General features: G+C 72.0%; 12 protein-coding genes. 10 read left to right on the top strand and 2 right to left on the bottom strand.

Annotation, left to right across the window (positions count from 1 at the left end; translation table 11 throughout):
• The first annotated feature begins 38 nt into the window (after positions 1-38).
• From QSK05_RS15415 to QSK05_RS15380, 8 genes are all read left to right on the top strand, one after another.
• Positions 39-281, top strand: coding sequence for a hypothetical protein (locus QSK05_RS15415; RefSeq protein WP_285597886.1), 243 nt, complete (start codon positions 39-41; stop codon positions 279-281).
• A 153-nt stretch (positions 282-434) separates the two neighbouring features.
• Positions 435-1,649: a glycosyltransferase gene (locus QSK05_RS15410; RefSeq protein WP_285597885.1), complete on the top strand. Its 1,215-nt coding sequence runs from the start codon at positions 435-437 to the stop codon at positions 1,647-1,649.
• Positions 1,650-1,669: 20 nt separating this feature from the next.
• Positions 1,670-2,821, top strand: coding sequence for a radical SAM protein (locus QSK05_RS15405; RefSeq protein ID WP_285597884.1), 1,152 nt, complete (start codon positions 1,670-1,672; stop codon positions 2,819-2,821).
• A gap of 50 nt (positions 2,822-2,871) precedes the next feature.
• Entirely contained in the window at positions 2,872-3,534 is a 663-nt protein-coding gene (locus QSK05_RS15400; RefSeq protein WP_502879763.1) for an iron-containing redox enzyme family protein, read from the top strand.
• Positions 3,534-3,764 (top strand): aroma-sacti cluster domain-containing protein, encoded by a 231-nt coding sequence (locus QSK05_RS15395; protein WP_285597882.1) that lies wholly within the window; start codon positions 3,534-3,536, stop codon positions 3,762-3,764. The genes QSK05_RS15400 and QSK05_RS15395 overlap by 1 nt, the downstream gene beginning before the upstream one ends.
• A gap of 26 nt (positions 3,765-3,790) precedes the next feature.
• A complete protein-coding gene (locus QSK05_RS15390) occupies positions 3,791-6,805 on the top strand; it encodes an adenylate/guanylate cyclase domain-containing protein (protein ID WP_285597881.1) in 3,015 nt (1,004 codons plus the stop codon).
• Positions 6,802-7,674, top strand: a complete 873-nt coding sequence (locus QSK05_RS15385) for a S8 family peptidase (RefSeq protein ID WP_285597880.1) — start codon at positions 6,802-6,804, stop codon at positions 7,672-7,674. The genes QSK05_RS15390 and QSK05_RS15385 overlap by 4 nt, the downstream gene beginning before the upstream one ends.
• A gap of 1 nt (position 7,675) precedes the next feature.
• Complete coding sequence (locus QSK05_RS15380) at positions 7,676-8,287, top strand: GAF domain-containing protein (protein ID WP_285597879.1); 612 nt, start codon at positions 7,676-7,678, stop codon at positions 8,285-8,287.
• Here QSK05_RS15380 and QSK05_RS15375 read toward each other — a convergent pair.
• On the bottom strand, positions 8,270-10,138 hold the full coding sequence (locus QSK05_RS15375; protein WP_285597878.1) for an AfsR/SARP family transcriptional regulator: 1,869 nt from the start codon (positions 10,136-10,138) through the stop codon (positions 8,270-8,272). The genes QSK05_RS15380 and QSK05_RS15375 overlap by 18 nt on opposite strands.
• Positions 10,139-10,408: 270 nt before the next feature.
• On the opposite strand from QSK05_RS15375, the gene QSK05_RS15370 reads away from it, so the two are divergent.
• Positions 10,409-10,549 carry a hypothetical protein gene (locus QSK05_RS15370; RefSeq protein ID WP_285597877.1) on the top strand — a complete coding sequence of 47 codons (141 nt, stop codon included), beginning with the start codon at positions 10,409-10,411 and terminating at the stop codon, positions 10,547-10,549.
• Positions 10,546-11,082 (top strand): GNAT family N-acetyltransferase, encoded by a 537-nt coding sequence (locus QSK05_RS15365; RefSeq protein ID WP_285597876.1) that lies wholly within the window; start codon positions 10,546-10,548, stop codon positions 11,080-11,082. Before QSK05_RS15370 ends, QSK05_RS15365 begins: the two co-directional genes overlap by 4 nt.
• A 98-nt stretch (positions 11,083-11,180) precedes the next feature.
• Here QSK05_RS15365 and aztD read toward each other — a convergent pair whose 3' ends face one another.
• Positions 11,181-12,386 carry a zinc metallochaperone AztD gene (gene aztD / locus QSK05_RS15360; protein ID WP_285597875.1) on the bottom strand — a complete coding sequence of 402 codons (1,206 nt, stop codon included), beginning with the start codon at positions 12,384-12,386 and terminating at the stop codon, positions 11,181-11,183.
• Positions 12,387-12,409 lie beyond the last annotated feature (23 nt).

Raw genomic sequence — 12,409 nt, 5'->3', positions numbered from 1 at the left:
ACGATGGAGTGGATGATCCGAGTGGACGGGATACCCGTATGAACGCGAAGCCGCAGTTACGCCTGGTCCGCGTGGACACGGCCGGAGAGCCGGCGGCCATGGTGGCCACCTGGATGATGGGCGAACTGCTGAACGTGCCCGGTGTGAGCGTGCGTTTCCAGCACCCGGACCTGGTCACCCTGGAGACCGGGACCGCCGAGGAACTCGACATCGTGCAGACCCGCATCAACACCCTGCTGGCCGAGCCCCGGTTCGCCCGGTGGGCAGTGCGCGGGGGTTGAAAAATCGGCGCGTGGATGCTGTACCTCCTTCGTGGACAAGACATCTCAGGGCGGGTCAGCATCACGAACCAGCGCAAACCATACCGAACCTTAAGCTCATCCTTCTAGCGTTCCGGTCATCCGATGATCCGGTGATCGAGACCAGGAGCGGCGATGAGGGTGATGCTCTGCGCACTGGCCGAGCCGGGGTATCTCTACCCGGCCCTGGCGATCGGCCGGGAAATGGCCCGGCGGGGGCACAGCGTTCACGTGCTGACCCGGCGCACGGCCGCGGGAACGGTCACCGCCGCCGGGCTGACCCCGCTCTCCCCGCCCCCGGCCTCGGACCCCGGATTCGGCGTCGGGCACTGGTTCTCGGCCGGCGAACAGCAGTTCGAGGCCGTGTTGCGGGCTGCCCGGGCGGTACGGGCCGAGGTGCTGGTCACCTCGGTGCTCGGCCACGGTGCCCTGCTGGCGGCCCAGGTGCTCGACCGTCCGGCCGTGGTCATCGGCTTCGCCAGCCACCTCTGGGCGTATGCCGAACCGGTCACCGACCGCACCGATGATACGGAACTGCGACGCTGGCGCACCGCGGTTACCTTGCGCGAGTACCACCGGCTGCGGCGTCGTCTGGGTCTGCCGGCGCCCGGCCCCGGTCAGTCACCGCTACTCGGAGCCGGGTTGTTGCTCCGGGGCGACACGGCTTTCGAGGCCACCGGCGCCCGCCTGCCGGCCGGGGCACGCCATATCGGTCCCTGCACCTGGGAACCACCGGTTCCCGCCGGGGAGCTCGAGGAGATCGCCCAGCGGGTGGAGCAGATCGGAAAACCACTGGTCTACGTGCACCTCGGCCGGGACTTCGGCGGCGCATCGCTGTGGCCCCGGCTGAACGCGGCCTTCACCGGGACCGGCCTTCAGGCCGTCGTGGAGCGTGGACGCTCGGGCCCACCCCGACCCGGTCCCGGAGCCGACATCACCGTGGTGCGCAAGCCCTGGATGGCGCCCCTGATCCGCCACGCCGGGCTGGTCCTGGCCAACGGCACGAGCTCGCCGGTACTGGCAGCTCTCCTGGCCGGGCGTGGCCTGGTCCTGGCGCCCTCCGGATCCGAGCAGCCGGTGCTGTCAGCGGCCTGCCTGCGGGCGGGAGTGGCCGTGCGGCTGCCGGAGGAGCCCGACGAGCGCATCGGGGCCACGATCTGGGCCGCCCAGGCCGACGCGGCCCTGACCGGGCGGGTGCGTGACCTCGGCGGCCGGCTGGCCGGCGCGCACGGCCCGGCGCGGGCGGCCGACGCCGTCGAGGCAGCGGTGGGGGCAGGCCGCCCGGCCGCGGCCGAACCGCTGGCGAACCCACCCGAAGTCGTTGCCCAACCGTGGGCGCCGATCCTGTGATCGGGAAGGGAGGAACCGTCATGCACCTGGCCGACATCATGGCCCGCCGGGCGGTGCCCGGCACCGGCTTGCTCATCGCCCTGACCAGCCGCTGCCCCCTGGCCTGCGCCCACTGCTCGACCGCCTCCACCATGACAGGACCGCAGCCGCAGGCGGCTGATCTGCACCGGTTCATCGAGGGCTTCACATCCCTGAACCGGCCGGATGTCACCTTTTTCACCGGGGGCGAGCCACTGTTGCGCCCCCGGCTGCTGACCGAGCTGGCCGGTTCGGCCCGGGCCACCGGATCGATCCCGGTCGTGCTGACCGGTGCCTACTTCGCCCGCGGCGGCCGGATCCCGGCCCGGGTACGCGAGGCCCTGCTGACGATGGGGCACGTCTCGATCAGCCTGGACGCCTTCCACGAGCGGGAGGTGCCGCGCCCCGATGTGTTCGCCGTCCTGCGGGAGCTGCTGCGCCGGGGCCACCGCGTGAGCCTGCACCTGACCGGTACCGAGGCCTATCTGGCCCCGACCACGGCCGAGGTGCGCCGCCGGTTCGGCGCCGACGTGCCGATGCTCGTCAGCGACCTTCAGGCCGTCGGACGCGCGGCGGCCTGGCGTCAGGCCCGACCCGAGACGCAAGCAGCTACGACAACGCCACTTTCGCCGTGCGCGCTCGCCGCCTGGCCGGTCCTGGCCGCCGACGGGGTGATCACCGCCTGCTGCAGCCCGGCGACCCTCGACCGCCGGCCGGTGCCCCGGCACCTGCTCCTGGGAACACTGGGCCGTGACGACTGGGAGACGGTCCGGACCCGCCTGCTGGCCTCACCGATGCTGCGTGGCGTGCGGGTGATGGGACCCGACCACCTGGCGGCGCGTTTCGCGCACCCAGACGATGCCCCGCACGCCCGTGGGCGTGATGGGGTGTGCGGGCGCTGCCACGCCCTGAGCGACCGGGCCGATCGGGTCGATCGGGTCGATCGGGTCGATCCAGCCAAGGAGACCGGCCCGGCCGGCGCTGCGGCGGTACTGGGTGCGCTCGCGGGCCCGGCCGGGGCGATGCTCGACCGCGACGCCGCCGATCGCCAGCGCCGCGCCGGAGCCATTGCCCTCCTGAAGCGCTACGGCGCCTCCCGCTACGCGCACCTGATCGAGCCGGGCCGGCCGGCCGCCACCGGGGTGAAGCCGTGACGCCGGGCGCCGGCGGAAAGTCCAGCACGATGCTCCAGGCCCGGCTCGACATGAGCGCACCCGCGTTGAGAGCGGCCTCGGCGCTGCTCTGGGAACCGTCGCCCGGGCTGGCGGAACGCTACCTGGACTACCTCGAGGCCATGCACGGCGTGATCCGGGCCTCAGTACCCCTGATGGTGGCCGCGATCGCACGTTGCCGCGAGCTCCCGGCCGACCCGGTGGCGGGGACGCTGGCCTCCTACCTGGTCGGGCACGTGGCGGAAGAGACCGGGCACGACGACTGGCTGCTCGAGGACCTCCGGGTCGCGGGCCGTGACCCGGAGGCCGTGCGATCGGGGTTGCCCGGCCCGGTGATCGCCCGTCTGGTGGGGCCGCAGTACTACTGGATCGCCCACCACCACCCGGTGGCGCTGCTGGGCTATATCGCGGTGCTGGAGGGCAACGCCCCACCGCCCGGGCTGGCCCGGCACCTCGCGCAGCGGACCGGTCTGCCGGACGCCGCCTTCCGTACCCTGCACGCCCACGCGGTCCTCGACACCGGTCATCGGGACGAGCTCGACGCCCTGCTGGACCGGCTGCCCCTGCAACCGCCGCACCGGGACGCAGTCTGCCTGAGCGCCCTCCACACCGTCGACGCCTTCGCCCATCTGCTGCACCGGGTGTCGACCTCCAGAGCACCTGCGCACCCACCGAAACCCGAATGGACATCGTGATGACCCCAGCACCGCACGACAACTCACCCGCCGGCCCGCCGGCGAACCCGTTGACCGGCCTGCGCCGGGCGGGTTTCCCGGTCGATGAGCTCACCGAGGAACAGCTCGAGGTCCTGACCGGCCTGTCCGCTGACGAGGTGACCCTGCTGGTGGATATCAAGCAGCGTCTGGACGCGGTGGAGCCCGAGGTACAGGCGCACGTCACGGTCGCCGGCGCGGGACTGTTCTGACCGGGGCCGGGAGCAGAGGGCTGCTGATGCGGTGCGTTGCGTGCGGGGCGCTGTCCCCGGAGCAGGTCCGATTCTGCGCGAACTGCGGTACTGCGCAGTCTGTCTCGGGTCCGGCAGGGTCGGCCGAACAGCGTCGCCTGGTCAGCATCGTGTTCTGCGATCTGGTCGGATCGACCTCGCTGGCGGGCCGCCTGGACCCGGAGGTGCTGCGCTCGGTCACCCTCGGGTACTTCGATCTGATGCGGGACTGCGTCGAGGCGCACGGCGGGGTGGTGGAGAAATTCATCGGCGACGCGGTGATGGCGGCCTTCGGTATTCCGGTGCTGCACGAGGACGACGCCCGCCGGGCCCTGGCCGCCGCCTACGACATGGTCGCGGCCCTGGCCGATTTCAACGTCGAACTCGAGGCCGGGCTGGGGATCCGGCTGGATGTGCGGATCGGGGTGAACACCGGCGAGGTGGTCACGACCCCCGACACCTCGGCCGGGCACGGGTTCGTCTCCGGGGAGACGGTGAACGTGGCCGCGCGCCTGGAGCAGAACGCGGCGCCCGGGCAGATCTTGGTCGGACCCCAGACGGTACGTGCCGCGGGAGGCGTGGCGGTGGTCGAGCCCGCGGGTGACCTGGTGCTGCGCGGCAAGTCGCAGCCGGTGACCGCCTACGTGCTGCTGGGGGTGCTCTCGGACGAGCCCGAGGTGGTGCGTCGTTTCGACCTGCCCTTCGTCGGGCGGGCCCCGGAGCTGGCCGAGCTGACGCTGGTGCTTGATCGCCTCCACCGGCAGGGCGAGGGCCAGTTGATGAGCGTGTTCGGTGACGCCGGTATCGGCAAGACCCGTCTGGTGCGGACCTGGCTCGCGAACGGGGCATCCGGGGTGCGCTCGGGCACCGGCCGGTGCCGGCCCTACGGCGCGGCGGGCACGCTGGCCCCGCTGGCCGAGGCGATCACGACCCTGACGCACGCGGGTGGTGCCGCTGAGATCCCCTCCGTCCTGCGCGACGGGCTGTTGCGGGACGGTACGCCCAACCCCTCCGTCGCCGAGACCGTGGCAGCGGTCAGCGAGCTGCTGGCGGCGCAGGCACCGGTCGTGCTCGTGCTGGACGACTGCCACTGGGCCGCGCCCGCGCTGCTCGACGTGCTGGACGACATCATCGACCGGACCGACCAGGCGCCGGTGCTGTTCGTCTGTCTGGCCCGGCCCGAGCTGATGGAGACCCGGCCGGGCTGGGGCGGGGGTCGGCTGAACATGAACTCAATGGTGCTGCAACCGCTTGCGCGTCCCGAGGCGGAACTCCTGGCGGCCGGTCTGGTCGAGGTGGGCGCCCACGCGGACGGGGTGCTGGCCCGGGCCGTCGAGCGGGCCGGCGGTAATCCGCTGCACCTGGAGCAGGTGGTGACCGCGCTGCTGCAGGACGGTGGCTCGGAAGCGCTCCCGGCCTCGGTGCACGCGCTGCTGGCGGCCCGGATCGGGGCCCTCAGCCCGCCCGAGCGCGCGGTGCTGGAGCTGGCGGCGGTGATCGGCCGCGACTTCGACGCCCGCACCGTGCGCGAGCTGGCCGGGGCAGAACTCGACGACCCGGGCCCGGTGCTGCGCGATCTGCGCCGGCGACGCCTGGTCGAGGGGGCGGGCCCCGGCGGCCGGTTCCGCTTCAGCAGCGCGCTGATCCAGGAAGTGGCGTACGTGGGCACCCCGAAACGGATCCGGGCGCAACGCCATGAGCGGGTCGCTGATCAGTTGCCGGCCGAGAACCTGGCGTCCTCGGCCGGTCACCTGGAGGCGGCCTACCGGTTGCGGGCCGAACTGGGCCTGGTCGACACCGCCACCGCGGACCTGCGGCGGCGGGCCGGCGCGGCCCTGACCACGGCCGGGACCCTGGCCCTGGCCCGGGCCGACCTGACCTGGGCGGTCGACCTGCTCGGCCGGGCTCACGACCTCGCCCGCCCGGGGGAGCCCGGCCAGAACACCGCTGCCCGGCATCTCGGAGAGGTGCTGCTCGCGCTGGGCCGGATCCCCGAGGGCACGGCCCTGCTCGGTGAGGTGCTCGAGGACCCGCTCACCGATCCCGTGACGGCCGCGCACGCCCGGCTGCTGTTGAGTGCGCACGCCCCCGAAGGGAACCCGGGTGAGGCGGCCCGGGCCGCCCTGGCCGTCTTCGAGGCTGCCGGGGACCGGCTCGGGGTGGCCCGGGCGAAGATCCGGCTCGCTCAGGAGCAACAGTTCCACGGCCGTCACGAGCAGGCCCTCGATCTGCTGGGCCAGGGCCTGGCGGAGGCGGTGTCCCTGGGCGCCGAGGCCGACCGGGCGCTGGCACTGGGCGCGATCGGGGTCTCACTGTGGCTGGGACCGGAGCCGCTCGGCTCGGCCGTGCAGCAGTGCCGGGCCCTGCTGGCTGAACACGGGGGCCGGGCCGCGCAGGTGACGCTCTCGTGCACGCAGGCGGTCCTGCTGGGGTTGCAGGGCCGGCCCGCCGAGGCGCGGGACCACATGGCCAGAGCGGAGACGGGGGCCCGGGAACTCGGATACGCCGAGGCCGATGTGGTCCTGCCACAGTTCGCTGCCCAGATCGAGATCGCGGCCGGGAACCGGGACGAAGCGGAACGATTGATCCGCAAGGCCCGGGAAGCAGCCCGCACGCTCGGTTCCCCGGTCCTGGTCGAGAGCGCCTCGCGGGACCTGGCCCGCACCCTGCTGCTGCGCTCGGCCTGGCCGGAGGCAGCCGCCGTGCTCGGGGAGGTTCCGGTGGACAGCCCTGCGGATCTGCCACCCGCCGAGGCCGCGGACGACGCCGGGCTGCGGGCCCGCGTGCTCGCCCGTAGCGGTGGCCGCCGGGACGAAGCCCTGACCTGGGCGGACCGGGCCGTGGCGATCGCCTCCGGCACGGATTCGCCGTGGTCCCGGGGCTTCGCCGAGTTCGACCGGGCCGACACGCTGCTGGTGCTCGGCCGCCCGGGTGCCGCCGACGCCACCCGCAGCGCTGAGCGATGGTTCGCCCGCAAAGAACTACGCGCGGCCCCCTACGACGTTGAAGGAGGACCACGATGACCGCGGGGCTACCGGTCCGGGCCGCACCCGACGACCGGCCGAAACTCACGTGGGGTCTGCGCGAGCACGATCCCGACGCCCTGCGGGTGCGGGCCGGCGGTCTGGCGGCCCTGACCCCGGACTGGGCCTGGTCCGGCTCCACCGGACGGGGCGTGCGGGTCTGCGTGGTCGACAGCGGCGTGGAACCTGATCACCCCCGGGTCGGGCCGCTGGCCGGTTCGTTCGTGGTGGTCAAGGACGAGGACGGGTGCCAGGTGGTGCCCAGCGCCGGGGGAGACACCTGCGGGCACGGCACGGCCTGCGCCGGCATCGTGCGCGAGCAGGCCCCGGACTGCGAGCTGACCAGCGTGCAGGTACTCGGTGGCAAGTTCTCGGGCACCGGTGAGGTGCTGCTGGCCGGTCTGACCTGGGCCGTGCAGCAGGGATTCGACGTGATCAACCTCAGCCTCTCGACCACCCGCCTGCAATTCGCACCCCAGCTGCGGGAGCTCGCCGACACCGCCTTCTTCGGCGGTACCGCGATCGTCGCGTCGGCGCACAACACCCCGGTCGAGAGCTTTCCCTGGCGGTTCTCGTCCGTGCTGTCGGTGGGCAGCCACCGCCGCGCCGACCCCAACCTCTTTCTCTACAACCCGGTTCCGCCGGTCGAGTTCTTCGCGCAGGGCCAGGACGTCGAGGTGGCCTGGCTGAACGGAGGCACGAAACGCTCCAGCGGCAACAGCTTCGCCGCACCCCGGGTGGCCGGGCTCGCGGCCCGGGTGCTGGCCAAACATCCGCAGCTGACGATGTTCCAGCTCAAGTCCGTGCTCTACCGGATCTCCGCCAACGTGCACACCGAACCCTCTCCCGATCACGACCGACAGGAGTGACATGACCACCGCGACCCCGCCCGCTTCCGGTGCCGAAGCGCCCGATCACGATGCCCTCGAGTTCCTCCAGTCCGTGGTCGAGGTCGCCCGGGCCATCTTCGGGGCCCAGGCGAGCTCGGTGTTCCTGCTCGACGAGGCCGCCGGGGAACTGGTGTTCCAGGCCGTCTCCGGCCAGGGCGAGCAGTTCCTGATCGGCCGCCGCTTTCCCGCCGACCGGGGCATCGCGGGCTGGGTGGCGATGTCCGCCGAGCCCATGGTGATGAACGACCTGGACTCCGGCGGCGGGCCTTTCGATCGTGAGCTGGCCGAGTCCACCGAGTACGTGCCGAAGGCCCTGATGGCGGCCCCGCTGGTGCACCACGGCCGGGTGCTCGGGGTGCTGGAGGTGCTCGACCCGGCAACCGACAACCGTTCCGCCCTGGGCGAACTCGATCTGCTCATGCTGTTCGCCAACCAGGCGGCCGGGGCGCTGCGCATGGTCGTGGCCGAGCGCACGAGCTCACCGCCCGAGATGCGCTCGCTGGTGCAGTCGGTACAGGCGATGCCGAGTCACACCCGGCTGGCCGGGGTCCAGCTGCTCGACACCCTACGTAACCTACTGCTGGCTGGTTGATGACGAGAGGAGGCCGGGGTCGGTCCTCGAACGAACGAAAGAGGCTATCAGGAATGGGATTTCGTAGCGGACCGCGTGGGCGCTCACCTCGGCCGTCGGTGGCGTGATCAGGTCGTGCTCGATGAGCGCCTCGAGCAGGTGCAGGGCCGTGGCCGGGTCGGTGTCCAGGAGCCCGGCCGCCTCGGTGAGCGAGAACGATCCGGCGGGCAGGTGCCCCAGCTGGTGCAGAGCCGCGCGCTCGGGGGCACCCAGATCGGTCAGGTCGGCCTCGACCAGACGGCCCAGGTCGGCCTCGCTCCCGCTCAGCTCGGGCAGCAATCGGCCGGTTTCGCCCAGCCGGTCGGCGAACTCGGCCAAGGGCAGGTGCCGCAGGCGGCGCAGTTTGAGGCCCGCCGCGCGGACGGCGGCCGGCCACAGCCCGGCGGCGATCACGAGCCGCTGCGCGGCAGGACGATCGGCGGCGACCCGGGAGGCACCGATCAGGGCAGTGATCAGCTCGACCGCCTCTGCCACGGTCAGGGGCGCCAACTCGATCGGGACGGCGGACGCCGCCTGACCTCCCCAGGGACGCCCGGTGACCAGGGCCGCCCCCGGACCCGAGACCGGCAGGAGGCCGGGCGGGGGCGGCGCGAGCAGGCCCGCGCCGTCGACCACCAGCAGTACCCTCCGCTTGCGCGCCCAGTCCTGCCAGGCCTGCCCCAGCGCCTCGATGGTGTCCAGCGGGCCGGCCGCGCGCGGCGGGAGCTCGGCCCCCACCCGCCGCAGCACCTCGCTCAGCACGCTCACCGGCGGCCGGGGCGAACCGTCGTCGAACCGCAGCCGGACCATGATCCGCCCGTGCGGAAAGCGATCGGCCAGCCGATGCGCGACATGGACCGCCACCGCGGTCTTTCCCGCCCCGACCGGCCCCCGCACCAGCGCGATCGGATCGCCACCCCCGGTCAGAACCCCGGTCAGATCATCGGTCTCGGCGTCCCGGCCGACAAAATCAGGAAGATCCGGTGGCAGCGCCAGCGGAGGCGGCACGCGTCGGGGGGTCCGCACGCTCCACGCGGCGGCATCGTCCACCGGATCACCGTCGAGCACCCGGCGGTAGAGCTGCTGGAGGGCGGCCCCGGGCTGGAGGCCCAGTTCGCGGGCCAGGCTCTGGCGCAGCTCGTCGAACACCGCCAGCGCCTCGCCCTGCCGCTCGCAATGCCCCAGAGCCCTCATCTGCAGGCCCCGCAGTCGCTCCCGGAAGGCATAGCGTGCGGCGGTCGTGCAGATCTCGTCGACCACCTTGGCGGCGTTGCCGTCCGCCAGCTCCGCGTCGGCCCAGTCCTCGAAGGCCGCCGGGAACAGACGATCCAGCTGTTCGGCGTACTCCGCCAGCACCGGCACGGTGGTCAGCCCTTCGAGCACCGGCCCTCGCCACAGGTCCAGCGCCGAGCGCAGCAGACCCGCCGCCGCGGCCGGCCCCTCCTCGACGGCGGCCCGTCGCCCCGCCGCCACCAGCGTGGTGAACTGCAGGGCGTCGAGCTCGGCGGCTTCGGCCTTCAGCCGGTACCCGCCGATACCGAACCGGATCCGGTGATCGTCGGCGCTGCCCAGCAGCTTGCGGATCCCGGCCACGTACACCTGCAGGTTCTTACGCGCGGTGCGGGGTGGCGCATCGGCCCAGAGACTGTCGACGAGCAGGTCCATCGAGGTGACGGCGTTCGCCCGGCTCAGCAGTACCGCCAGGGCGAGTTGCTGTTTCACGGCGCCCAGAGGAACCGTGACACCGTCGACGTCGACCTCGAGGGGGCCCAGCACCCGGAAACGCACTGACGCTGTGAAGACGTCACTCGTGGAGACGTTCGTTGACCGCATGGGAACTAGTGCAATCCGGACACCGCCGATGCGCGATCCCCACGGCACGGCACCAACCGGACAGCCGGTGGCAGGAGCCTGCCGCAGCGTGCGCAGCCGCCGTGCAGGTCCTGGCACCTCCGGCGCCACCAGTCGGGTGGCAGTCTCACCGCCACCCTCAACCGCTCTCGGGGCGGGGCAGGGGAGGTCGCGTCGACGAACAGCCAAGCTCCGAGAGCATCGGTGTAGGAGGTGGCCGACTCTCCCGATGCACCGGATTAAACTTCGGGCATGGACCTCGAGACGGCGGGCCAGGTCGCCCGGAAAACCGGTGAACGTGACGGCCCGGTGGCCGCGCAGGTCAACCACCTACCGTCGGCCCGGGCATCGTTCGGCGCCGGCTCGAGCCCGTCGATCGGGTGTCTCCCGTGATCACCGTCGCGACGCCCGCCCACCGCGCCCACATCGTCCGTACGCTGGTGGCTGCTTTTGAGGCCGACCCGGTGCTGCGCATGCTGTTTCCCGCGCCGGAGGAGTATCCGCCCGGAGCGCGGGCCTTCTTCGGTCACCTCTTCGACAAGCGGGTGTCGAGGGGTTCGATCTGGATGGCCGGCGACGCTCTGTCCGTGGCCGTCTGGGAGCCGCCGAACACCCCCGCTACGGGATCGCTGGATCTGCCCGGGCCGGCCGCGGCCCGCATGCGCGCCTACGACGAGGCCGTGCACGCAGCCCTGCCGAGCACTCCCTTCTGGTACCTCGGGGTGCTGGGTACCCACCCCGATCACCGGGGCAAGGGATACGGGCGGGCGGTCATGCGGGCCGGTCTCGAGCGTGCTGCCGCAGAGAAACTTCCCGCCTACCTGGAGACATCCACTGCGCAGAACGTGACGATGTACGAGCGGGCGGGCTGGAAGGTGGCGGCGAAGCTGACCGAGCCGGTGCCGACCTGGGTCATGATGCAGTAGCCAGTTGAGCCCGCAGGCTCCGCGCGCGGTGACCACGAATGAGCAAGCACGCCCACCCGCCGCGGACATTCGTGGCCACCGCCCCTACCACTGAGGAATCAGTCCGTGCCGAGAGCGGCGGCGATCTCGTTGGGCGTCTGATCGAGCGTGACCGAAGCAGTTTTCTCGCCGGTCTTCAGGTCGACTGCGTGTACCGCCTTCTTGGCCGGCTCGGTGACGTAGGCGATGTCGCCGTTCGCGATGATGGCGGGGTGGGCATCCTGCCACTCGACCGGGCCCTCCCACGCGTCGACGACGGGGAACTCGTTCACCAGCTTGCCGGTTTCGGGGTCGAGCACGTGGATCGAGCCGTCGGTGGACAGGATGTAGGCCAGGTCGTCGGGGCCGCGGGCCACGTCGCGGAAGGTGTACTGCACGTTCTGCGGGAGCCGGACGACCTCGTACTCACTCTTCGCGGTGTCGATCAGGGTCACCGCGTTGAGCAGGTAGCCCTCGGCGTCGGGGTCGTCCTTGTAGTCACCGACGACGATCGGGCTGGTCCCGGAGACGTAGGCGTTTCCCATCCGCCCGTACGTGTCCGGGGCGGTGAACTTCTGGAACTTTCCGTCCTTGAACAACAGGGCGCCGTTCTCACAACCGAAGATGACCGCCTCGTCGGCGGCCGTTCCTTCACCGTGGATGCCGGGACACTGGCTGTTGGAGGCAATCTCGTCCCACTGGTCGCCGGCGGAGGTGAGGGCGACCGCGCCGGTGCGGGTGGCTTCGTCGCCGACGGTGGTGAGCAGGGTGCCGTTCTCGAGCACGATGGACACGCCGTGGTGGGCGGCCTCCGAGGTGTAGGTCTGCGCCGGCGGCAGAACGTCGGTGGCCTTGGCCAGGTCGGCCGTCTCGATGATCGAGGTCTTGCCGGTGCCGTCGTCGAAGAGCACCGTCCGGCCGGCGTGCCGCACGACGTGGCCGGGCGTGGTCGCGGCGTACTTCAGGCTGGTCAGTTCCGGGGTGAGGGTGTCGAGCAACTGGAAACCGTCGGAGGTGGTCACGACGACGTGCTGGCCGTCGCCGGCGGCGTTCAGCCGGGTGAACTCCTCGGCGTCGAACGTCGTGACCACCTCGAGCGTGGTGGCGTCCAGCACGGCCAGGCCACCCTCGTAGGAAACGGCAACGCGTCCTTCCGTATTCGTCGAGGACGGTTGCGGGGCGGCCGCCTGGAGGACGGAACCACCCGAAGCGCAAGCGGTTACCAGGAGCGAAACCCCGGCCAGGGCGGCGAGGCCGGCGAGACGGTCAGGGCGGAGCGGTGTCATGTTTCTTCTCATTTCTCTGGGAA

This window comes from Kineosporia sp. NBRC 101731, from assembly GCF_030269305.1.
Taxonomy (GTDB): Bacteria; Actinomycetota; Actinomycetes; order Actinomycetales; family Kineosporiaceae; genus Kineosporia.
The sequence above is the reverse complement of the archived record's forward strand: the minus strand, read 5'-3'. Positions and strand labels throughout refer to the sequence as shown.